Source organism: Streptomyces sp. NPDC001868 (assembly GCF_040297125.1).
GTDB lineage: Bacteria > Actinomycetota > Actinomycetes > Streptomycetales > Streptomycetaceae > Streptomyces.
This window is the reverse complement of sequence record NZ_JBEOYO010000015.1, coordinates 42,015-64,546: the sequence shown is the minus strand read 5'-3', so window position 1 is coordinate 64,546 and position 22,532 is coordinate 42,015. Positions and strand designations below refer to the sequence as shown.

At 72.4% G+C, this 22,532-nt stretch carries 17 protein-coding genes; 6 read left to right on the top strand and 11 right to left on the bottom strand.

The window, feature by feature from the left end; genetic code table 11:
* Positions 1–42 precede the first annotated feature (42 nt).
* Positions 43–747 (top strand): hypothetical protein, encoded by a 705-nt coding sequence (locus ABT147_RS19490; RefSeq protein ID WP_351407619.1) that lies wholly within the window; start codon positions 43–45, stop codon positions 745–747.
* Positions 748–805: 58 nt separating this feature from the next.
* On the opposite strand, the gene ABT147_RS19485 is transcribed toward ABT147_RS19490, so the two are convergent.
* Both ABT147_RS19485 and ABT147_RS19480 read right to left on the bottom strand, forming a co-directional pair.
* A complete protein-coding gene (locus ABT147_RS19485; protein WP_351407616.1) occupies positions 806–2,395 on the bottom strand; it encodes an AMP-binding protein in 1,590 nt (529 codons plus the stop codon).
* Positions 2,392–4,071, bottom strand: coding sequence for an AMP-binding protein (locus tag ABT147_RS19480; RefSeq protein ID WP_351407614.1), 1,680 nt, complete (start codon positions 4,069–4,071; stop codon positions 2,392–2,394). The genes ABT147_RS19485 and ABT147_RS19480 overlap by 4 nt, the downstream gene beginning before the upstream one ends.
* A 101-nt stretch (positions 4,072–4,172) precedes the next feature.
* Here ABT147_RS19480 and ABT147_RS19475 point away from each other — a divergent pair, with 101 nt between their 5' ends.
* The 3 genes from ABT147_RS19475 (at position 4,173) to ABT147_RS19465 (ending at position 9,252) form a co-directional block, all read left to right on the top strand.
* Positions 4,173–5,045, top strand: coding sequence for a helix-turn-helix transcriptional regulator (locus ABT147_RS19475; RefSeq protein WP_351407612.1), 873 nt, complete (start codon positions 4,173–4,175; stop codon positions 5,043–5,045).
* 233 nt (positions 5,046–5,278) lie between these two features.
* The gene (locus tag ABT147_RS19470) at positions 5,279–8,137 is read left to right on the top strand and encodes a helix-turn-helix transcriptional regulator (RefSeq protein WP_351407609.1); all 2,859 of its coding nucleotides are present in this window, start codon (positions 5,279–5,281) and stop codon (positions 8,135–8,137) included.
* A 317-nt stretch (positions 8,138–8,454) separates the two neighbouring features.
* Complete coding sequence (locus ABT147_RS19465) at positions 8,455–9,252, top strand: S1 family serine peptidase (protein WP_351407607.1); 798 nt, start codon at positions 8,455–8,457, stop codon at positions 9,250–9,252.
* Between the two features lie 116 nt (positions 9,253–9,368).
* Here the strand turns inward: ABT147_RS19465 and ABT147_RS19460 are convergent, their stop codons facing one another.
* On the bottom strand, positions 9,369–10,481 hold the full coding sequence (locus ABT147_RS19460) for a winged helix DNA-binding domain-containing protein (RefSeq protein WP_351407605.1): 1,113 nt from the start codon (positions 10,479–10,481) through the stop codon (positions 9,369–9,371).
* Between the two features lie 145 nt (positions 10,482–10,626).
* Between ABT147_RS19460 and ABT147_RS19455 the strand changes: the two genes are divergently transcribed.
* Complete coding sequence (locus tag ABT147_RS19455; RefSeq protein ID WP_351407602.1) at positions 10,627–11,832, top strand: magnesium and cobalt transport protein CorA; 1,206 nt, start codon at positions 10,627–10,629, stop codon at positions 11,830–11,832.
* Between the two features lie 42 nt (positions 11,833–11,874).
* Here ABT147_RS19455 and ABT147_RS19450 read toward each other — a convergent pair whose 3' ends face one another.
* Genes ABT147_RS19450 through ABT147_RS19420 form a run of 7 tightly spaced genes read right to left on the bottom strand, consistent with a single transcriptional unit; the run spans position 11,875 to position 20,576 of the window.
* Complete coding sequence (locus tag ABT147_RS19450; protein ID WP_351407600.1) at positions 11,875–12,603, bottom strand: alpha/beta fold hydrolase; 729 nt, start codon at positions 12,601–12,603, stop codon at positions 11,875–11,877.
* Positions 12,604–12,654: 51 nt separating this feature from the next.
* A complete protein-coding gene (locus ABT147_RS19445; protein ID WP_351407598.1) occupies positions 12,655–13,362 on the bottom strand; it encodes a maleylpyruvate isomerase family mycothiol-dependent enzyme in 708 nt (235 codons plus the stop codon).
* Complete coding sequence (locus tag ABT147_RS19440; RefSeq protein ID WP_351407596.1) at positions 13,359–14,192, bottom strand: fumarylacetoacetate hydrolase family protein; 834 nt, start codon at positions 14,190–14,192, stop codon at positions 13,359–13,361. Before ABT147_RS19440 ends, ABT147_RS19445 begins: the two co-directional genes overlap by 4 nt.
* Positions 14,189–15,292, bottom strand: coding sequence for a cupin domain-containing protein (locus tag ABT147_RS19435; RefSeq protein ID WP_351407593.1), 1,104 nt, complete (start codon positions 15,290–15,292; stop codon positions 14,189–14,191). Before ABT147_RS19435 ends, ABT147_RS19440 begins: the two co-directional genes overlap by 4 nt.
* Positions 15,282–17,000 carry a (2,3-dihydroxybenzoyl)adenylate synthase gene (locus ABT147_RS19430; protein ID WP_351407591.1) on the bottom strand — a complete coding sequence of 573 codons (1,719 nt, stop codon included), beginning with the start codon at positions 16,998–17,000 and terminating at the stop codon, positions 15,282–15,284. Before ABT147_RS19430 ends, ABT147_RS19435 begins: the two co-directional genes overlap by 11 nt.
* A complete protein-coding gene (locus ABT147_RS19425; RefSeq protein WP_351407589.1) occupies positions 16,993–19,062 on the bottom strand; it encodes an acetate--CoA ligase family protein in 2,070 nt (689 codons plus the stop codon). Before ABT147_RS19425 ends, ABT147_RS19430 begins: the two co-directional genes overlap by 8 nt.
* Positions 19,059–20,576, bottom strand: coding sequence for an FAD-dependent monooxygenase (locus ABT147_RS19420; protein WP_351407586.1), 1,518 nt, complete (start codon positions 20,574–20,576; stop codon positions 19,059–19,061). Before ABT147_RS19420 ends, ABT147_RS19425 begins: the two co-directional genes overlap by 4 nt.
* Positions 20,577–20,770: 194 nt before the next feature.
* Between ABT147_RS19420 and ABT147_RS19415 the strand changes: the two genes are divergently transcribed.
* Positions 20,771–21,580 carry a PaaX family transcriptional regulator gene (locus ABT147_RS19415; RefSeq protein WP_351407584.1) on the top strand — a complete coding sequence of 270 codons (810 nt, stop codon included), beginning with the start codon at positions 20,771–20,773 and terminating at the stop codon, positions 21,578–21,580.
* 135 nt (positions 21,581–21,715) lie between these two features.
* Here the strand turns inward: ABT147_RS19415 and ABT147_RS19410 are convergent, their stop codons facing one another.
* A complete protein-coding gene (locus ABT147_RS19410; RefSeq protein ID WP_351407582.1) occupies positions 21,716–22,498 on the bottom strand; it encodes an IclR family transcriptional regulator in 783 nt (260 codons plus the stop codon).
* Between the last annotated feature and the right edge of the window lie 34 nt (positions 22,499–22,532).

Below are 22,532 nucleotides of genomic sequence, written 5' to 3'. Positions count from 1 at the left end.
AGGGGGCGCTTTCGATGGGGCTCGGCGGTGGGGTGGGGGGACATGAGCGAGAGCATGGCGGTGCGGTGCCCGGACTGCGGGCGGGAGCATCAGTACGCGGCCCCCGCCTACCCCTGTGCGTGCGGCACCCCGGTCGCCCCGCCCCTGAACCGCCGCGCCGCCCCCGTCTCCGTCACCCATCACACCTGGGACGAGGACTGGGTCACCGTCCGCTGCGGAAGCTGCGGACGGGCCGACCAGTGGCCCCACCCGGAGCTGGGCTGCTCCTGCGGGACCGTGCTGCGCGTCCCCGTGGCCGGCGCCCTGCGGCCGCTGGGCCCCGGCGGCGCCCCGCACCCGTCCGGCGCGCCCGCCGGCCCCCGGGCGAGCTTCCGGCCCGTCACCATCCGCACGGCCCGCGACGCGGTCACCGCCGTCGCGCTCTATCTGCGCTGGCTGGGCTACCGGGACATCCGCCGCGCCGACCAGCGCCAGCCGTCCGGGATCGGCCTGGCCGCGCGGGGCGTCCTGGCCCAGGTGGACCCGTCGGTCCGCCCGGCCTCGCTGCGGGACGTCGAGTGTCTGTGGCTGACCGCCATGACGGAGTCCACCGACTGTGTGTACTTCTCCCTCGCCGGGTACGCGAACGACGCCCGCGACCGCGCCGAGGGCCTGGGCGTCTCCCTGTTCGTCCTGGACCTCACGGGCACCCCGCAGCCGGTGAACGGCGCGGCGACGGCCCTGGTCACCACCGGAGCGAGAGCCTGAGGCCTCACCCGCGAGCCCGAGGCACCCGCGAGCCTGAGGCCTCACTCTCCGGGAGCGGCTATCCGGTGGCGTACCGCTCCCGCAGCTCGATCTTCCGCACCTTCCCCGACACCGTCATCGGGAAGGAGTCCAGCAGGCGCAGCGCGCTCGGGATCTTGTAGTGGGCCAACCGCCCGTCGCAGAAGGCCCGTAGCTCCTCCAGGGTGAGCGGTTCGGTGCCCTCGTGCGGGATGACGCAGGCGAGGACCTCCTCGCCGTACCGCTCATGGGGCACACCGACCACCTGGACGTCGGCGATCTTCGGGTGGCCGTACAGGAACTCCTCGATCTCGCGCGGGTAGATGTTCTCGCCACCTCGGATGATCATGTCCTTGATACGGCCGACGATCTCGACGTACCCGTCCTCGCGCATCACCGCCAGGTCCCCGGTGTGCATCCACCGCCCGGCGTCGACGGCCTCGGCGGTCTTCTCGGGCTCCTCCCAGTAGCCGAGCATCACGCTGTAGCCGCGGGTGCACAACTCCCCCGCCGTGCCGCGTGGTCGCGTCACCCCGGTCGCCGGGTCGACGACCTTCACCTCGATGTGCGGGAGGACGCGGCCGACGGTGCCGGTGCGGTGTTCCAGGTCGTCGTCGCGCCGGGTCTGGGTGGAGACGGGCGAGGTCTCCGTCATGCCGTAGCAGATGGAGACCTCGGTCATGTGCATCTCGGCGACCACCCGCTTCATCACCTCCACCGGGCAGGGCGAGCCCGCCATGATGCCGGTGCGCAGGGAGGACAGGTCGTACGCGTCGAAGTCCGGCAGGTTCAACTCCGCGATGAACATGGTCGGTACGCCGTACAGCGAGGTGCAGCGCTCCCGTTGGACGGCCTCCAGGGTGGCCTTCGGGTCGAAGGACGGTGCCGGGATGACGACGCAGGCGCCGTGCGAGGTCGCCGCGAGGTTGCCCATCACCATGCCGAAGCAGTGGTAGAAGGGCACGGGCACACAGATCCGGTCCTGTTCGGTGTAGGAGAGCGTCTCCCCCACGAAGTAACCGTTGTTGAGGATGTTGTGGTGCGAGAGGGTCGCGCCCTTGGGGAAGCCCGTGGTGCCCGAGGTGTACTGGATGTTGATCGGGTCGTCGCAGGACAGCTCCGCGTACGGCACCGGCGTCCCGCGCGCGATCAGCGCCTCCCAGCTCGGGTCGCCGATGTAGACGGCCTCCCGCAACTGCGGACAGCGGGCGCGTACTTGCTCGACCATCGCCCGGTAGTCGCTGGTCTTATGGCTGAGCGAGGCGAAGAGCAGGGAGATGCCGGCCTGGTTGAGGACGTACTCGACCTCGTGGGTGCGGTAGGCCGGGTTGATGTTCACCATGATCGCGCCGATCCGCGCGGTGGCGTACTGGACGAGCATCCACTCGGGGCAGTTGATCGCCCAGATCCCGACCCGGTCGCCCTTGACGACGCCGCTCGCGAGCAGTGCGTACGCCAACCGGTCGACGTCGGCGGCGAATTGGGCGTACGTCCAGCGCCGCCCGGACGGCACGTCGACGAGGGCCTCGCGGTCGGGCCAGGCCGCGACCGCCCGGTCGAGGTTGGCGCCGATGGTGTCACCGAGCAGCGGTGTCCCGCCGATGCCATGGGTGTAGGACAGCTCGCTCACCGGAAGTCCTCCTCGCGGTACTCCGCGTCCGAGCCCTTGGCCGTGGCCTCGCGCAGCTCGATGCGACGGATCTTGCCCGACACGGTCTTCGGCAGGTCGCCGAACTCCAGGCGGCGCACCCGCTTGTAGGGCGCGAGGACGGTCCGGGAGTGCTCGAAGAGCACCTTCGCGGTGTCCGGGCCCGGCTCCCAGCCGGCCGCCGGCACGATGTACGCCTTCGGCACGGCGAGCCGTACCTCGTCCGGCGCGGGCACGACCGCCGCCTCGGCGACCGCCTCGTGCTCCAGCAGGGCGCTCTCCAGCTCGAACGGGCTGATCTTGTAGTCGCTGGCCTTGAAGACGTCGTCGGCGCGGCCCACATAGGTGATGTAGCCGTCCGCGTCCCGTGAGCCGATGTCGCCGGTGCGGTAGTAACCGCCGGCCATGGACTCGGCCGTACGGTCCGGGTCGCCGTGGTAGCCGGTCATCAGGCCGACCGGGCGGTTGGAGAGGTCGAGGGCGATCTCTCCCTCGTCGGCGTCGGGGGCGCCCGAGACGGGGTCGAGGAGGACGACCTTGAAGCCGGGTCCCGGCCGGCCCATCGAGCCCGTCTTCAGTCGCTGGCCGGGGCTGTTGGAGACCTGGACGGCGGTCTCGGTCTGGCCGAAGCCGTCCCGGATGTCGACGCCCCAGGCACGCCGCACCTGCTCGATGACCTCGGGGTTGAGGGGTTCCCCGGCGGCGACGACCTCACGGGGCGGGGTGCGCAGCTGTGTGAGGTCGGCCTGGATGAGCATGCGCCACACGGTGGGCGGGGCGCAGAAGGTGGTGACGCCCGCGCGCTCCATCTCCGCCAGCAGCCGGCTCGCGTCGAAGCGGGTGTAGTTGTGGATGAACACGGTCGCCTCCGCGTTCCACGGGGCGAAGAGATTGGACCAGGCGTGCTTGGCCCAGCCGGGCGAGGAGATGTTGAGATGGACGTCGCCGGGTTTCAGGCCGATCCAGTACATGGTCGCCAAGTGGCCGATGGGATACGACACATGGGTGTGCTCGACCAGTTTCGGCCGGGCGGTCGTGCCCGAGGTGAAGTACAGCATCAGCGGGTCGGTGGCGTTGGTCGGGCCGTTCGGTTCGAAGCGGGCCGCGGCGGCGTAGGCCTCCTCGTACGGACGCCAGCCGTCCACGGTGCCGCCGACCGTCGTACGGGTGTAACGGCCGGGCACGTCCGCGAACTTGGGGGCGTCCTCGGCCCGTACGATCACATGCCTGACCCGGCCGCGTTCCACCCGGTCGCGCAGGTCGGCGGGGCCGAGCAGCGGGGTCGCGGGGATGACGACGGCGCGCAGCTTCATCGCGGCGAGGGCGGTCTCCCACAGCTCCGCCTGGTTGCCGAGCATGACGAGGACGCGGTCGTCGGCGCGTACACCCCGGTCCCGCAGCCGGTTGGCGACCTGGGACGAACGCGCGGACATCTCGGCGAAGGAGACGAGGGTCTCGGTGCCGTCCTCCTCGACGATGTGCAGCGCGGTGCGGTCGTTCCCACGTGCGATCACGTCGAACCAGTCGAGCGCCCAGTTGAAGTACTCCGGGCGCGGCCAGGTGAAGCCCTCGTAGGCCGTGGCGTAGTCCTCACGATGGGCCAGCAGGAAGTCCCGGGCCGCCCGGAACTCGTCCGTGGCGCTCGTCCTCGCCGACATCTGTCCTCCTCATTGCCGGACCGTTGCGTGACATCGTGTAATGCGTGATGCACGTCTCACTACCCCCGAACGGGGGTGCGCCGCGAGGAAGGGGCGAGTTCATGGCAGGGGATCCCTCGGATTCTGTCGGGACGGCGTGGTCCGGCCGGGCGGACATGCGCGGCGCGCTGCACCGGCTGCGGCAGGCCACCGGGCTGCCGCTCGCCTTCGCGGGGCTGGTCGAACCCGGGCCGGGGCAACTGCGCATCAGCGAACTCCAGGGCCACCGGACCACCGCGCTGCAGGGCCTCGCCGTGCGCTCCGGGAACGGCCTCGGCGGCAAGACCGTCGCCCTGGCCCGCCCGTGCTGGGTGACCGACTACTCCGTCTCGCGCCAGATCAGCCACGAGTACGACGCCGCGGTCGCCGCCGAGGGCATCCGCTCCGTCCTCGCGGTCCCCGTCGTCGTACGCCGTCAGGTGCGCGGGGTGCTGTACGGCGCCCTGCGCGCGGCCCAGCCGCTGGGCGACCGCACGGTCGGGGCCGCGCTGGACGCGGCGCGGGACATGGAGCAGGCGCTGGTGGTGCGGGACGAGGCGCGGAGTCTGCTGGCCGCGTCCCGGGTGCCCGAGCGGGGTACGGCCGGGGCGTGGGAGGAGGTGCGGGAGGCACACGGCGCGCTGCGCGCGCTCGCGCCGCGCATCGGTGATCCGGAGCTGCGGGCGGAATTGCTACGGGTGTGCGGGCGGCTGGCCGGGGTGGCCGGTGGGGAGAACACCGGGACGGAGGGTGTCCCCCGGGTCTCTCTCACGCCGCGTGAGACGGATGTGCTGGCCTGTATCGCGACGGGTGCGACCAACGCGGTGGCCGCGGATCGGCTGGGGCTGCGCCCCGAGACGGTGAAGGCGTATCTGCGGTCGGCCATGCGGAAGCTCGGGGCGCGTACGCGGTGGGAAGCGGTGATGGCTGCTCGCCGAGCCGGGGTGTTGCCGTAACGCTCGGCGGGTCGCTGTCGGAGTGCCGGCCCGGTGGGGGCTGGTCGCGCAGTTCCCCGCGCCCCTTTACAGGGCGCGGCTGCCGTGTGCCGGGAGCTTTCATGTAACGCGCATGTGAAATTCCCTATGCCGTACCCTTCCTGTTATTTCCCACACCCGGGCTACGTTCCGAAATTCAAAGACTGGACGCCTAATATTGGCTCGGACACGACACTTGAGGGGAGCGGTGGCCCGTGCGACGGGAGTTCAAGGAGCCTGGGAGACCCCGCCCCGACCTGGTCATAGGCCGGGAGGAGCTGTTCGCGGGGGCGCGTGAGCAGCTTGCGCGGGGCGGCAGTGTGCTGGTGCACGGCTCCGCCGGTATCGGAAAATCGACGGTCCTGCGCGCCCTGGCCGCGGAATACGACGAATCGGCACGGACGGTACTGCGCTGCTCGGCGACCGAGTCGGAGTCGCATCTGCCGTTCCTCGCGCTGACCGATCTGCTCGGTCTGGTGCTGGACGAGGTGTCCGACCAGTTGCCCGCCCCGCAGCGCACCGCCCTGGAGTCCGCGCTCACCGGCCGTGGCGAGTCGACCCTCCAGCGCGACGGGCTCGCCCTGCGGCTGGCCGTGCTGTCGACCCTGCGCGCCCTGGCCGCCAAGGGCCCGGTGCTGATCGTCGCGGACGACCTCCAGTGGCTGGATCCGGCCAGTGTCGAGCTGCTCGGGTTCGCCGCGCGGCGGCTCGGCGAGATGCCGGTGCGCATGCTGTGCGCCGTACGTACCTCGACGGACCCGCAGGGTCACGAACAGGACAGGTATCTACGCGCGTCCCCGCCCGACACCCTCGCCCTGCGGATGACTCCGCTGTCCCGGACTCATGTCGCCGACCTGCTGGAGAACCGCGGCTACACCGGTCTGCCCCGCTCGACCGTGCGGGACATCCACCGCACCAGCGGCGGCAACCCGCTGTTCGCGCTGGAGCTGGGCCGCGCCCTCGCCGACAGCCCGACCCCGCCGCGTCCCGGTGAGCCGCTGCCGGTGCCGACCTCGCTGCGGACCCTGGTCCTGAACCGGCTGGACATGCTCTCGGCCGAGGCCCGCCGCACCCTGCTGGTCGCGAGCGCCGGTGCCCGTCCCACGGTGGCGCTGCTGCGTGCCGCCGGACGGGAGAACGCCGAGGCGGAGACCGCGCAGGCCGTCGAGCTGGGGCTGCTCGCGCCGGAGCGGGAGGGGCCCGGCGTACGGTTCGCGCACCCGCTGGTGTCGGCCGCGCTGTACGCGGAGGCCACCGCCCAGGAGCGGCGGGCCGCCCATGCCGCGCTGTCCACCGCCGCCGTCGACCCGATCGAGCGGGCCCGGCATCTGGCGCTGTCCACCCATGGCACCGATCCGCTGGTCGCCGGGCGGCTGGGCGAGGCCGCGGCCGTGGCCCGGGACCGGGGCGCGCCCTCGGTCGCCGCCGAGCTGGGGCTGCTGTCGGCCCGGCACACCCCGGCGGACGCGACGCCGGGCCCGGACGAGCGGCGGCTGCAGGCCGCCGAGGACGCGCTGACCGCCGGGGAGAACGACCTCGGCCGGGACATCGCCCGTGAGGTGCTGAGCCGGGCCACCGAACCGGCCGAGCGGGTCCGGGCCTGGATGGTGGTGATCGACGCGGCCGGGCAGTCGCTCGCCGAGGTCGACGCCGTGTACCCGCAGGTCCTCGCCGACGCGGGCGACGATCCGCGGCTGCTCGGCCTGGTCCGCTACCAGCTGGCCTGGCGGGCGCTGGTCCTGGAGGGCGACTTCGCGCAGAGCCGGGAGGAGGCCGCGCGCGCGGCGGAACTGGCCGGACGCGCCGAGGACCGGCGCACCGAACTCCTCGCACTCGCCTTCCAGGCGCAGGCCGAGATCCTGATGGGCCATCCGGACGCCCCGATGACGATCAAACGCGCGCTGAAGGAGCCCCAGGACCCGCAGTTGGCCTGCCACCACAACGGCGCGGGCGCTACCCGCTTCCGCTGGCTGATGATGAGCGACCAGCTCGGCGAGGCCCGCGCCACGATCACCTCGTTGCTGCGGGAGGTGCGGCGGCGCGGCATGGTCGAGAGCGAGGTGCACTATGTGCGCTTCCTCGCCGAGACCGAGCTGCGTTCCGGGCACTGCGGCCGGGCGCTCGACCTCGCCCGCGAGGGCTATGTCCTCGCCCGTGACTCGGGCATCGGCGAGGGCGCGTCCGCCATGCTCACCTCGCTCGCGGAGGCCGCCGGCGGCGATGTGGAGCGGGCCCAGGCGCTCGCCCGCGAGGCCGCCGAGCACGCGGAGCAGGACGGCGACCTGATGTATCTCTCCCGGGCCCTGGGCGCCCTCGGGCACGCCCGGCTGGTGGCGGGGGACGCGCCGGGGACCGTTCAATCCCTGCGTCGCGTACGGGAGTTGGAGGACGGGCTCGGGGTCAACGACCCCGCGCGCGGCCGGTGGCACGGCGATCTCGCCGAAGCCCTGGTGCGGGTGGGCGAGTTGGCCGAGGCACAGGACGTCATCGACGTCACCCGGCGGCAGGCGCTGCGGCTCGGGCGGGAGAGCGTGCTCGCCGTGCTCGACCGGGCCGAGGCGCTGGTGCGCGCGGCCCGGGGTGAACACGACGCCGCCGTACGGCAGTTGACATCGGCTCAGGACCGGCTGGCCAAACTGGGCTACGGCCTGGAGGAGGCGCGGGCCGCGTACGCCCTGGCCGGGCTGCGCGCCCTCCCGGGGGCCCTCGGCCTCGCCCGGCCGGGGGCGACGCCCGCCTCCGGGCCGGGCTCGTACGACGAGGCGTCCCGGCTGTTCCGCCGCTGCCGTGCCCTGCCATGGCTGCGGCAGGTGGAGGAGGCCTCGGTCGTCCCGGCGCCCCCGCAGCAGCCCGCGATCGCCCCTTCGGCGCTGGACGCCCTCGCCGTGCTCGCGGCGACGGAACGCCAGGTCGCGGAGCTGGTCATGGAGGGTGCGACCAACCGGGAGATCGCCGGCCGGCTGTACATCAGCGTGAAGACGGTCGAGGCGACACTCACGCGGGTCTACCGGAAGCTGGGCATCCGGTCGCGTGTGGACATCGTGCGACTGGCGGCGGGACACCGTACGAACTGACCTCCCCGGGACCGGCTGACGAGCCCCTCCGCCCCCTCCCCGGGAGTGGTGCGCGCAGCGACCTTGCGGCTCCAGCCTAGGCTCAAACCCCGGCCCGGGTCATCGAGGGTTTTCCCTTCCCAACTCCCTTAGGGGGATCCCCCCTTGGGAGGAGATCACTCCGGCTCCTATTTTTTGTGACGTGCCGCACGCCAGGGCACACAGACCGGCCCGCCGCCCCCGCTCGGCTCCCCCGAGCGGGGGCGGCACCGCAGGCTCTGTGCACCAACCCCCCACCCGCGCGTCCCCCACCGGCAACTCCCCCCATAGGAGCACCCATGTTCGGGTTCAACCGCGTCAAGAAGTCGATGGTCGCCGCCGCGGCCACCGCTGCCGCCGCCGCTGCCGCGCTGCTCACCGCCCCCGGCGCCGTCGCCGCTCCCCAGCCCATCGTGGGTGGTACGACCACCACCGCGAGCGCGTACCCGTACGTCATGCAGATCACGAACGCCTCGCAGAGCCAGTTCTGTGGTGGCACCCTCGTCTCGCCCACCAAGGTGATCACCGCCGCTCACTGCATGGTCGGCAGAACGACCTCCAACACCCGTGTCGTCGGTGGCCGTACCTACCGGAACGGCACGAACGGCACCGTCAGCACGCTCAGCAAGATCTGGATCCACCCGAGCTACAACAGCTCCACGATGACCAGCGACGTGGCGGTGCTGACGCTCGCGGTCGCGCAGCCGTACACCACGGCGTCGTACGTCAGCGCCTCGCAGACGGGCGTCTACGCGGCCGGCACCACCGCCCGTATCGTCGGCTGGGGCACCACGTCCTCGGGCGGCTCCTCCTCCAACCAGCTGCGCACCGCGACCGTGCCGATCGTGGCCGACTCGGTCTGCGGCAGCTCCAGCTCCTACGGCTCCGAGTTCGTCGCGAGCTCCATGGTCTGCGCCGGATACTCCTCCGGCGGCGTCGACACCTGCCAGGGCGACAGCGGCGGTCCCCTGATGATCGGGGGCGTCCTGGCAGGCATAGTTTCCTGGGGTTACGGCTGCGCCGACGCGCAGTACCCCGGTATCTACACCCGGCTGACCACCTTCTCCAACACGGTGGCCGCCCAGATCGCCTCGTAACCGAGGCCGGGCGCGAGCCGACAGACTCCCGGGGTACTGCCTCGGGGGAACTGCCAGGGGGCGCCGCGAACCTGCCACGAGCGGTTCGCGGCGTCCCCTCTCCATGTGTGACGGGCTCAGGCGGCCACGGTGCCGAAGCGGATGTCGTACGCGCTGGCGCCGTGCAGGGTGGTGAGGGTGCGCTCGGCCTCCGCGACGAGGTCGGTCCGCTGCCGCCGGGTGAGGTCGCCGAAGGGTTCGAGGGTGAGGACGTCGGCGTCGAGCTTCCACAGGCCGGCGAGGAAACCGTCGACGAGGAAGGTGCGGTGGGCCTGGTTCCCCTGCCAGGAGCGGCCCTTGAGGTCCGGCGGGACCACGCGGGAGCGGTCGGCGTGGGAGAGGAGCAGGTTGTCGAACTCGGGGAGCAGCCGGGGCGGGGCCGGGGTCTCCGGGTCCGGGCGGGGCGCGTCCGGTAGGTCGAAGAGTTCGGTGCCCTTGTCGTCCGTGAACGTGAGCAGTTCCGGGCGCAGCCGCTCGAACGCCTCGCGCAGCCGGGTCAGTCCGGCCCAGGCCTGCATGTCCTTGACGGAGGAGGGCCCGAAGGCGGCGAGATAGCGCCGGACGACGGTCTCGGGCGCCGGGGCCTCCTCCGCGGGCCGGCCCAGCCAGTGCTCGGCTGTGGTGAGGGCGACCTGTCCGCTCTTCCCCCACAGCCCGCGCGGGGTGACCTGGACGAGCGGCAGCCGGCAGCGCGCGGCGAGCCCCAGGGCGAACGGGTCGGCGTCGGGCCACTCCACGGACAGGGTCTCGCGCAACTGCTTCAGGGTGCGCGGCTCGTCCTCGACGAGTTCCCGCGCGATGCCCTCCAGCCGGTCGAGATCGACCCCGGCGAGCCCCTTGCGGAACAGGTTCAGCTCCCGTTCCCGGGCCGGCTGCACCAGCGGGCGCAGCGTGAGGCAGTCCTCGGCGGTGTGCGTGTGGATCGTGGACCGCATGGTGACGATGCGTACGACGTCCCGGTCCGCCATCAACGCCGACAGCTGCTCGGGCGCGAAGCCGTCCAGCCGGGCGGCGAGCGCGTAGTACGGCGGCCGTACGTTCTGCGCCTGGAGGCCCACGAGGTGTGTGACGGCGTCGTGGGCGGACATGGACGCCCGGCGCAGCAGCAGCTGGCGGGCCAGGGTCGCGCGGTTGAGTGCGTGGGTGCCGAGCCGGGGGGCGGCGGCGGTCCGGGGCGCCTTGTTCGTCATACTGGGCACGCTAGCGGGGGTTGCGGACAGGTTCTGTCCGCGACGGTCCTGTTCTCGGTCATCGGCTCGCGTGGGGTTTGCCCCGTATACCCTGATCGGTGATCACACAGTCGTACATGTACGCGCACCTCGGGAGGCACCCGCGATGGCCGATCGACGCGCCCGCCCGGACTCGAAGAACACCGGACCGGACCCGCAGAACGCCCGACCGGACCCGAAGGGCGGCCGGAAGTCCGGCTGGCGCCGCGCCCTGCCCCCTCCGCCGGTCCCACCCGCCGAGCCCGCGGCACCGAGCCGGGAAGCGGCGGCGGTGGCCGACGCCGAGCGGGCGACCAGTGTGGTGGAGGCGGCCCTGTACCAGGACGGCGTACGCGTCTCCACCCCCGCCACGCTCGCGGACACCTTCCGCGAGCTGCGGGAGGAGCCGGCCGGCATGGCGTGGATCGGGCTGGCCCGCCCGACCGAGGGCGAACTCCTCTCCCTGGCCGCCGAGTTCGACCTCCACCCGCTCGCCGTCGAGGACGCGCTGGAGGCCCACCAGCGCCCCAAGCTGGAACGCTACGGCGACACCCTCTTCGTCGTCCTGCGCGCCGCCCGCTACCTCGACGCGCCCGAGGAGGTCGACTTCGGCGAGCTGCACGTCTTCGTGGGGCCGGACTTCGTCATCACGGTCCGGCACGGCGCGGCCCCCGACCTGTCCGCCGTCCGCCGCCGGATGGAGGAGACCCCGGAGCTGCTGAAGCTCGGCCCCGAGGCGGTCCTCTACGCCATCCTCGACGCGGTGGTCGACGGCTATGTGCCCGTCGTCGCGGGCGTCCAGAACGACGTCGACGAGATCGAGACGGAGGTCTTCCGCGGCGACCCGGAGGTCTCCCGCCGCATCTACGAACTCTCCCGCGAGATGGTCGAGTTCCAGCGCGCCACCCGCCCCCTCGTCGGCATGCTGCACAGCCTGATGGCCGGCTTCGCCAAGTACGAGACGGACGAGGAACTCCAGCGCTACCTCCGCGACGTCGCCGACCACGTCACCCACACCAGCGAACGCGTCGACGGCTTCCGCCAGGCCCTCACGGACATCCTCACCGTCAACGCCACCCTCGTCACCCAACAACAGAACGCGGAGATGCGCGCCCTGGCGGAGGCGGGCTTCGAACAGAACGAGGAGATCAAGAAGATCTCGTCGTGGGCGGCGATTCTGTTCGCCCCGACACTCGTCGGCACGATCTACGGCATGAACTTCGCGCACATGCCCGAGCTGGGCTGGAGCTTCGGATACCCCTTCGCCATCGGTTTGATGGGGGTCGTCTGTGCCAGCCTGTACGTGATCTTCAAGCGGCGGGACTGGCTCTAGGTTTCCTGTCCGGCGCCACCCCCGTGCGACGCCCTGACACCGTCATACCGCGCAGGCGCGGACGAACGCGTCTGCCAGTTCGGCGGGGCGGGTGAAGAGGGCCTCGTGGCTGCCCGGGGTCTCGATCATCAGAGGGTTCTTCAGACGCTGGGGGAAGCGCTCGGCCCAGTGCCACTCGCCGGGGAGGGAGAGGTCGTCCTCGGACAGGACGTACGCGGTCGGGATGTCGAGCGCGTAGAAGGCGCTCGTGTCCGGCTTCTCCGTGAACGTGCCGAGCGGCTGGGGCACGAGGAGGGAGTGGACGATCCGCTGTGTCTCGTCGTCGGCGTCCTGCATGAACGCCTGCCGGAACACCTCGAACGGGAAGGTCACCCCGTTGTTACCGGAGGCGGCCGCGACGGCGTGGAACATCTCGCCGTAGTGCGGCGGGCAGGCGTCGATCAGCGACTCGCCGTCGTTGGGTACGAACGCGCTCCAGAAGACCAGCCGGCGCAGCCGGGAGGCCAGTCGGGGCGCCGCGCCCACCAGCACGTAGCCGCCCCAGCTGTGGCCGACCAGGGTCAGGTCGGTCAGGCTGGCGCGTTCGACGTACTCGACGAGGCTGTCGACACAGTCGGTCAGGGTGACGTCGCGCGGGTCGTCGCCCTCGCCCAGTCCGGCCAGGGTCGGGGTGTGCACCTCGTGCCCGGCGGCCCGCAGTTCATTGGCGACGGGGCGCCAGGCCCATCCTCCGTGGCAGGCTCCCGTCACCAGGACGAAGGTCTCGCTCATGCCGATCTCCTTTGATCGTTGACAATCTGCTGATCACTGACAATCACTCGGTCATATCCAGCGCGGCAGCTTCGGCGGCTCGCCGCGCAGTTCTTCGGTGCCGCCCCGGCCGGTGAGCCAGGCGGCGAGGGCGTGCGGCGGGCCGGAGACCGTGGTGCCGCTCGGGGAGGGCGTTCCGAGGAGGACGGTGCCGTGGCCGTCGGCCGTCAACTCGGCCCCGACTTCCGGCCCTACGCGGGCCGACATCCATCCGGCGACGTCCCGTACGAGGGCCCAGGCGAGGTGCGGCGGCAGCGCGTCCATGCCCACCCCCACCCGCAGGTCGACCAGGTGGAGCCACACCTCGCGGGCGCGGAGCCACGGCACTTCGGACGCCGGGATCTCACGGCCCTGGCCACTGGTGACGGTGGCCGACCAGGCGTCGTCCGTCAGCGCCTCGGCCGCCCTGGCGAACCGGGCGGCGGATTCCCGTAGGTCCGACCGCTGTTCGGCGAGCGGACGTCCGGCGCCCGCGTCGATGTCCGTCGCGCGCTGGTCCGGGGAGGTGTACATGGGGGTCGGGATGCCCGTCCGGGCCCAGGTCAGCAGGTTGACCAGGGCGTCGGCGTTGCGGGCGAGGTGGGTGAGGAGGTGGCCTCGGGTCCAGCCGGGGAGGGCGGACGGTTCGGTCACCGCCTCGGCGGGCAGCGCGTCGACGGCTTCCTCGAGTCGGCACCGGCCGTCCGCGACCCAGTCGAGGACGCGTTCCGGCTCCGTCACGGCTTGTCCTCGACGACCATGTTCACGCACTCCCCGACGCCCTCGACGACCGTCCGGACGACCTGCCCGGGCTTCAGGAACACCTTCGGGTCGCGGGCCGCGCCGACCCCGCCCGGGGTGCCGGTGAGGACGAGGTCGCCCGGCTCCAGCGTCGTGAACGTGCTGAGGTAGGCGGCGATGTCCGCCGGGGTGAAGAGCAGGTCGGACGTGCGCGAGCGCTGCATGACCTCGCCGTCCACGTCGAGACGGATCTCCAGGTCGGCCGCGTCGTCGATCTCGTCGCCGGTCACCAGCCAGGGGCCGGCCGGGGTGCTGGCCTCCCATGCCTTGCCCTGCAGCCACTGCGGGGTGCGCCACTGCCAGTCCCGCATGGAGATGTCGTTGACGACGGTGTAGCCGGCGATCGCGGCCGCCGCCTCCTCCTTGCCGGCCCGGCGGCGCAGCCGGGAGCCGATGACGAAGCCGAGTTCGGCCTCCCAGTCCAGCTCCTCCGTCTCGCCGGGGTGGACGATGTCGTCGCGGGCCCCGAGCAGGACGTTGGCGAACTTGCCGAAGAGGGCGGGGTACGACGGCATCTCGCGGCCCATCTCCGCGATGTGGCCTCGGTAGTTGTGACCCACGCAGAAGATCTTGGACGGGGTGGTGACGACCGGGGCGAGGTCGAGGGCGGCCACCTCGTGCGAGGGGCCGTCGGCCGCGGCAGCGTCCGTACGCCAGTCGGGGCGGCGCAGCAGGGCGGCGACGTCGGGGGCTCCGGTTTCCACGGCCCGGGCGCCGTCGAGACGGACGGCCGCCGTGCCGGTGGCGGTGCGGATGGTGGCGAGCTTCATGCGGACGTGCTCCCGGTCGTTTCGGTGCGGGCGAGGTTCAGCGCCTCGTAGAGCGGCGCGTCGTTGAAGGTGAACAGGTCGAGCCGGGTGTGCGCGGCGATGGTCAGGGCGCACCAGGAGGGGACGGCGATCAGGTCTCCCTCGCTCACCTCGATCACCCGGTCGTCGAGGGTGACGGTGCCGCTGCCGCGGAACACCTGCCAGACCGACGAGCCCACCGTGCGGCGGGTGGCGGTGGCCGTGCGCGGGCGCAGGCGGTGCATCTCCGTGCGCAGGCTGGCGAGGGCGTCGCGGCCGGTGGCGGGGTTGGTGAAGCGGACTCCTGCGTGGCCGGGTTCCAGGACGCCGGGGTGTCCCTCGTCCTCCAGCTCCAGCTGGGCCGTGAGGGCGTCGTCGGTGTCGGCCCAGCGGTAGGCCATCAGCGGGGAGTCGACGCTGTCCGGTGCCCCGATCGGGCGCAGCCCGGGGTGACCCCACAGGCGTTCGTTGCGTGACCGGGTGGGGGTCGAGCGGTCCGACACGCCGTCCTCGCCGAACTCGAAGAACCCGGCGTCCAGGCGGTGCACGAGCGGGATGTCGAGGCCGTCCAGCCAGACCATCGGCGCGTCGCCGACGTGGTGGTGGCCGTGCCAGTGCATCGAGGGGGTGAGGAGCAGGTCGCCGGGCCGCATCTCGACGGCGTCGCCGTTGACGACCGTCCACACGCCCTCGCCCTCCAGGATGAACCGGAAGGCGCCCTGGGCGTGGCGGTGCGCGGGGGCGACCTCGCGCGGGCCGAGGTACTGGACCGCCGCCCACAGGTTGGGAGTCGCGTACGGCCGTCCGGGCAGGCCGGGGTTGGCGAGGGCCATGGCGCGGCGCTCGCCGCCGCGCCCGACCGGTACGAGGTCGCCGGAGCTGCGGGCGAGCGGGAGGAGGGTGTCCCAGGGCCAGACGTGCGGGACGGCCTCGGGCTGTGGGGTGAGCGGCATGAGGTCACCGATCTCGGTCCACAGGGGGATGAGGCCGGCCGCCGCGAATCCGTCGTACAGCTTGCGGAGTTCGGGGTCCGTCTCCTCCGGGGCTATGACGGGCACCGTTCGATCGGCGTCACTGGTCATCGGGGGTTCCTTCGGCGTCGAGCCGGCGCGTGATGTCGGCGCGCAGCGCTTTCTTGTCGATCTTTCCGACCTTGGTGGCGGCGAGTTCGGGGACCGTCACCAGCCGGTCCGGGAACTTGAAGCGGGCGGTGCCCGTGCTCTCCATGACGTGGTGGATGTCGGCGAGGGTCACCGTGTGGCCCGGCTCCGGTACGACGTAGAGGCAGACGCGCTCGCCGAGCCGGTCGTCGGGCATCGCGACGGCGGCGGCGCGGGCGACGCCGGGGGTCTGGTAGGCGAAGTTCTCGATCTCCTCGGCGGAGATGTTCTCCCCGCCCCGGATGATCATGTCCTTGTCGCGGCCCTCGACGACGAGGTTGCCGTCGGGCAGCAGCCGCACGATGTCGCCGGTGCGGTACCAGCCGTCCTCGGTGAAGGCACGGGCGTTCTGCTCCTCGGCGCGGTAGTAGCCGCGCGGGGTGTACGGGCCGCGGGTGAGCAGCACACCCGGGGTCCCCGCAGGGACGGGGTTGCCCGACTCGTCGACGACGAGGAGTTCGTCGTCCTCGCACATGGGGCGCCCCTGCGTCGTACAGATGACGTCCTCGGGGTCGTCCGGGCGCGTGTAGTTGAGCAGGCCCTCGGCCATGCCGAACACCTGCTGGAGTGTGCAGCCGAGTTCGGGGCGTACCCGGCGGGCGACGTGGTCGGCGAGCCGGGAGCCGCCGACCTGGAGCAGACGCAGCGAGCTCAGGTCGGTTCCGGGGTTCTCCCGGTGGTGGTCGAGCCAGCGCTGGGCGACGGCCGGGACCAGGGCGGAAGCCGTGACGCCCTCGCGCTCGACGATCGGGAACGCCTTCTCCGGGTTGGGCGAACCCAGCACCACCCGGCCGCCGTTCAGCAGCACGCCCAGCAGGCCCGGGCAGGCGAGCGGGAAGTTGTGGCCGAGCGGAAGAGCGGCGAAGTAGACCGTGTCCGGGCCGAATTCGCAAACATCGGCGCTGCGGCGGGCGTTGTAGACGTAGTCGTCGTGGGTGCGGGCGATGAGCTTGGGCAGTCCGGTGGTGCCACCGGAGAGCAGGAAGACGGCGACGGAGCGGCTGTCGGGCCGGTACGCGTCCACGGCGGCCCGGTCCTCGGAGGTGCCGGGTGCGGGGGTGCCGGGTGCGGGCGTGCCGGGTGCGGGGGTGCTGGGCGCGGCGCACAACTCCCGCAGATCCACGGCGTCGTCGCCGACTTTGTCGCCGAGTACGAGGACGTGCCGGAGGGTGGGAGAGGCGCCGGCGACCTCGAAGGCCATCGCCTGGTGGTCGTGGTCCTTGAGGAGGTCCGGCACCGCGATGCCCACGGCCTCGCTGTGCTCGACCAGATGGCCGATCTCGTGTCTGCGGTGCCCGGGCAGTGCCATCACCGGGATGACGCCGAGGCGCAGACAGGCGTAGGTCAGGATCACGAACTCGGCGGTGTTGGGGAGTTGCACCACGAGCCGGTCGTCCGGGCGGAGCCCGAGCGCGGCCAGGCGCAGGGCCACGGCGTCCGCCCGCTCGGCGAGTTGACGGTACGTCAGGCGTCGGTCGCCGTCGACGAGCGCGACCGCGTCGGGGGCGGCGTCGGCGGCGGCGTGGAGCCGGTCGCCGATGGTGTGACCTTCCCAGTACCCCTTGGCGGTGTAGCGCGCCGCGTACTCCGCGGGCCAGGGCACGGCGCCGTCGCTGCTCGGCCTAGGCATGGTCGGTCTCCTCGGTGGTGGGCACGATCACGGCGTCCAGGGCGATCAGCCCGTCGGCGGTGAGCCGCAGGGGGTTGATCTCGATCTCGGCGGTGTCCGGGCTCGCGGCCAGGGCGGCGGCGAGCGCGGCGACGACGCGCCCGAAGTCGGTCCGGTCGAGCACCGGCCCGCCGCGCCAGCCGTCGAGCAGGGCGCGCGCGGCCAGGTCGTCGGGCATCCGGGCGGCCTCGGCCGCGGAGAGCGGGGCGAGCCGGATCGCCACGTCCGCGAGGGCCTCGGCGGCCGTGCCGCCCAGTCCGGCGAGGACGACCGGCCCGAACACGGGGTCCCGTCGTACGCCGAGCACGAGGTCGACACCGGCCGGGGCCATCGCCTCGACCAGGTAGCGGTGACCGGGGCCGATGGCGTCCAGCGCCGTGTCGAGTTCGCCGGGGGTGCGCACGCCCAGGTGGACTCCGCCGGCCTCCGTCTTGTGGAGGATCGCGGCGTCGAGCACCTTGACCGCGACGGGCCCGCCCAGTAGACGCAGCGCGTCATGGGCGTCGGCGCGGGTGTCGCAGGCGACGCGGCCGGGGGTGCGGATCCCGAGGGAGGCGAGGAACGTCTTGGCGGCGTCCTCGTCCAGCGGGCCGGACGGCACGGACGCGGGCGTCGTCCGCACGGGCAGGTCGGTGGGCACGGGCGGGTCGGCGGGCACGGCCCGCTGCCGGGCGTGCGTCACCAGTGCCCGTACCGCGTTGGCGGCCGACGCCGGTCCGGTCAGGGCCGGGATCCCCGCCTTGTGCAGCCTCGCCCGCTGCTCGGTGACGTCCTCGGGCAGGCCGCCGACGACGACCACGGCCGGGGAGCGGGCGCCGAGGCCGGCGTCCTGCGCGGCCGAGGCGAGGTCGACGCTGTCGGGCTCGGTCAGGGCGTAGACGGCGAGCAGGTCCACCGCCGGATCGGCGGCCGTGGCGCCGAGGACCCGGGCGAAGGTCTCGGCGGGCCGGCCGGTGTCGACCGGGTTGCGCTGGTAGGTGAGCGGGGGCAGCAGCCCGCTCAGGGTGCGCCGCGTGTCCTCGGCCAGCTCCGGCATCCGGATGCCGTCACCGCCCGCCCGGTCCGCGAGCAGAAGTCCCGGTCCGGCCTGGGCGGTCACGACGGCGAGCCCCGGGTCGGGGTCTGGGCGCAGCTGGACGCGGGACAGAGCGGTGAGCGCGTCGACCGTCTCCCGTTCGTCGTCGACGACCACCGCCCCGGCCTGTCGCAGCGCGGCGCGCGTCGTACGCCAGGAGGTGGCGAGCGCGCCGGTGTGCGACCGGGCGAAGTCACCGACGTCGCTGCGGCCGACGACCAGTGCCACGACCGGCTTGACGGAGGCCACCAGACGTACGGCCTCGACCAGCCGTGGCCCGTCCGGAACCGTCTCCAGGTGCAGGGCGACGGCTGTCGTACGGTCGTCCCCCGCGAGGTGCTCCAGGACGTCCGCGGCGGTGACGTCGAGGCCCGTCCCGATGCCGACGCCGAGGCTGATCCCGTTCCCGGCGGCGGCCAGATCGAAGGAGAGCGCGTGGTTGACGCCGCCGCTGGCCGCGACGACCGCGATGTCCCCGGCCGGGATCCGTCCGGCGGCGGGCACGAAGCTGGCCGTCAGGCCCAGGTGAGGGGCGAAGAAGCCGGAGGTGTTGGGGCCGAGCAGACGGATCCCCGTCTCCTGGGCGACGCGGCGCAGTGCCTGCGCGTACCGCTCGCCCTCAGGGCCCGCCTCGCCGAAACCGCCCGCGCAGACCAGCGCGGCACGGCAGCCCGCGGCGGCGGCCTCGGCCAGCGCCTGGGCGCAGCCGGCCGCCGGTACGCAGAGCACGGCCAGGTCGAGCCGTCCGGCGGTGTGCGCGGCGGCTTCGGCGACCGAGGCGTACACGCCCTCGCCGGGTTCCGGGCGGCGGGAGTTGACCAGGGCTCGGGCGCCGGGGAAGGGGGTCAGCGAACGGGCCATGGCGGCGCCCAGCTTGCCGCTCTGCCGTGAGGCGCCGATCACGACCACGCCTTCGGGCGCGAACAACGGCGTCAGGTGCGTGCTCATGCCCGCTCCCCCGCCACCAGGTCGGCGCGCCCGGACAGCAGCAGTGTCTCGGCCCGGTCGTCGTCCATCGTGTCCTCCACGATCAGTGCGGGTACGCCGTGCGCCAGCCGGGCCTGTTCGGCGAGCAGCGACCGGGTGAGCGGGGTTCCGCCGTGTACGGCGACCAGCTCCGGGGGCGTGTCACCGCCGAGGGCGGCGGCCAACTCGTCGTAGATCTCCGGCAGTTGTGTCTCGTCCTCCGGTGCGGTGAGCCACAGGCAGCCCTCGGCGCGCAGCGCCGCGAGGTCGGCCGAGGTCAGCCGCCGTCCCCCGAACTCCCTGAACGGTGTGTCCAGGGGATCGCGCCCCTCGTGCGCCGCACGCCAGTCCTGTACGACCTGCTCGACGAAGTCCGGGTCGCGGCGGGCGATCCGTTCCTTGCCGATGCTGCGGGAGATGAAGTGGAAGGCGAACCGCGTCGGTTCGAAGGCGTCGTGGTAGCGCCCGAAGTGCTCCCACCACGACAGGCTCGGCCGGGCGGCGCCCTGGATCTTCGCCACCGAGGGCTGCCGCGCCGCCTCGTACGCCTCCAGGGCTCTCGGCAGATCGTCGCGGTGGGCGAGGAGGCCCTCGGCGAGGGCGACCGCGTCCTCCATGGCCATCTTGGTGCCGGAGCCGACGGAGAAGTGGGCGGTGTGCGCGGCGTCGCCGAGCAGGACGACGTTGCCGCTGTGCCAGCGCCGGGTGCGCCGGGTGCGGAAGTTGCCCCAGCGGGAGTTGTTGACCAGCAGTTCGTGCCCGTCGATCTGCTCGGCGAAGAGCTTCTCCAGGTACCGCTTGGTCTTCTCGTCGCTCGGGCCCGGCGGTTGCGCGGTATCGAACTCGTCGAGCCCCGCCCGCCGCCAGGACTCCTCGTCGGTCTCGACGATGAAGGTGCTGACGCTGTCGCCGATCGGGTAGCCGTGCACGGCGAAGGTGCCGTGCGGACCGTGCTCGTGCACGAAGGTCAGACCGTCGAAGAGGTAGTCGGTGCCGAACCAGATGAACTTGGCGGTGGCTACCTCCACCTCCGGCACGAGCACGTCGGCGAACCGGTCACGGAACCGGGAGTTGGCCCCGTCGGCGGCCACGATCAGGTCGTAGTCGGCGAGCCGCGCCGGATCGGCGGGCACCTCATGGCTGAACCTCAGGTCGACCCCGACCTCTTCCGCCCTCCGGTGCAGCAGTTCCAGCAGGGTCTTGCGGGTGATGGCCGCCATGCCGTTGCCGCCGCACCGGATCCGCTGCCCCTTCAGCCGTACCTCGATGTCGTCCCAGTGCCGGCCGTGTTCCGCGAGCGCGGTGCGCAGGACGGGATCCGCCGCGTGGATGGCGGCCAGCGTCGCGTCCGAGAACACCACGCCGAAGCCGAAGGTGTCCTCCGGGCGGTTCCGCTCGAAGACCGTCACCTCGACCGACGGATCGGCCTGCTTGACGAGCGCCGCGAAGAACAGCCCACCGGGGCCGCCTCCCACGCAAGCGATCCGAGTAACCATGACTCCTGCCTCCACGTCGAGTACAGGCCCAGAGTCAGGCCCGAACGCGTCCTGTGTCAATGGATACACGGACGTCAATAATTTGACGCACATCGCTGAGGGCGGTTTCCCCGGCGAAAACAAGGGTTCTCTCGGCTTTCCTCGGCTTCATGTCTCATCATCACGACGGCCGTCCGTGTGACATAGTCGGTTTCGTGAAGCCTCGATCGATCGTCTTCGACCTGTTCGGCGACTACGTCCGCTACCGCGGCGGCGCCGCCCGGCTGCGCACCCTCAGCACGCTGATGGGCTGTTTCGGCGTCGGTGAGAGCACCGTGCGGGTGGTCCTCGCGCGCCTGCGCAAGGAGGGCTGGTTCGACGTCCGGCGCGAGGGCCGGGAGACCCTCTACGCACTCAACAAGCGCAGCCTCCAGCTCCTCGACGAAGGCCGCTCACGCATCTTCGACCGGGCACCGTCCGACTGGGACCGCCACTGGTACATGGTCATCTACTCGGTCCCCGAGAGTGAGCGCGGCGTACGCGACCGCATCCGCAAGGAGCTGGCCTGGCTGGGCTTCGGCCCGCTGGCCCCGTCCACCTACGTCTCCCCGCACGACCGGCTCCAGCAGGTCCGGGAGAAGTTCGCGGACGAGCCGGCCATCCGTCTGGACACGCTGCGCTGCCAGTCCGGCGGGCTGCCCGTCGACCGTGAGATGGCGGCGCGCGGCTGGGATCTCGCGGCCCTCAACGAGGACTACCGGGAGCTGCTGCGCACCTACCGCGGCCGTATGCCGTCGTACCGGTCCGGGCACCTCGGCCCCGAGGAGGCGCTGGTCGAGCGCATGCGGCTGACCTACGACTACCGCAAGTTCCCCTTCCGCGATCCGGACCTGCCGACCGAGCTGCTGCCCGCCGGCTGGGTGGGGCACGAGGCGCACGAGATGTTCCTGGAGGCCCACGAGATCCTCGGCCCGTCCGCCGAGGCCCACTACGACGAGGTGACCGGCTCGCGCCCCGTCGAGTAGGACCCTACGAGCCCCACGGCCCCACGGCCTTACGAGCCCTACGAGCCCCACGGGCCCCACGGCCTTACGAGCCCTACGAGCCCCACGGGCCCCACGGCCTTACGAGCCCTACGAGCCCTACGAGCCCTACGAGCCCTACGACAGATACCCCAGCTCGTGTGACGCCGCCGCCACCGCCTCGTGCAGCTCGCGGGTCACCTCGGCGAGGTGGTCCGGGGTGCCGAGGCTCTCGGGCAGGACGACGGAGACGGCGAGCGGCAGCGGGTCGTTCGCCGCGAAGACGGGCGCGGCGACCGAGATGATGCCCGGGATCACCCCGCCGTGCGTCACGACGTGCCCCTCTGCGCGGACCTGTGCGCGGGTGGCCGCGAGGCGCTCGCTCGTCCACTCCGTCTCCTTGCCCCGGAGTTCGCCGCCGAGCACCTCGTCGGTGAGGCTCTCGGGCAGGTGGGCGAGGAAGACCTGGCCCACGGACGATGTGAGCAGCGGAAGCGTGGCGCCGACGCGCACCGTCAGGGGCAGCGGGCGGGTGCCGTACGCCCAGCTCACCACGATCGGGCCCCGGTCCCCCCACACGGCGAGGTTCACGGAGTGGCCCGTGCGGTCGCGCAGCCGCGCCGTGTGGCCGCCCGCCACCGCCACCTCGTTGGTGCGGCGCAGCGACTCGGCGCCCATGCGGCGCATCGCGGCCCCGAAGTCGTAGAGACCCGACGCGGGATCCTGCGAGGTCAGCCCTATGCGGCCGAGGCTGACGAGGTAACGGTGCACCTTGCTGGGCTGCATGCCGCTCGCCTGCGCGATCGCCGACAGACTCAGCGCTCCGCCGCCGTTCTCCAGCGCCAGCAGGACCCGCATCGCGGTCTCGACGGACTGGATGCCCTGACGCTCCCCGCTCTCCCTGGGGTCGGTCTCGGTCACAGCGCAGCTCTCTTCCCGCAGGTGGATGGCGGTG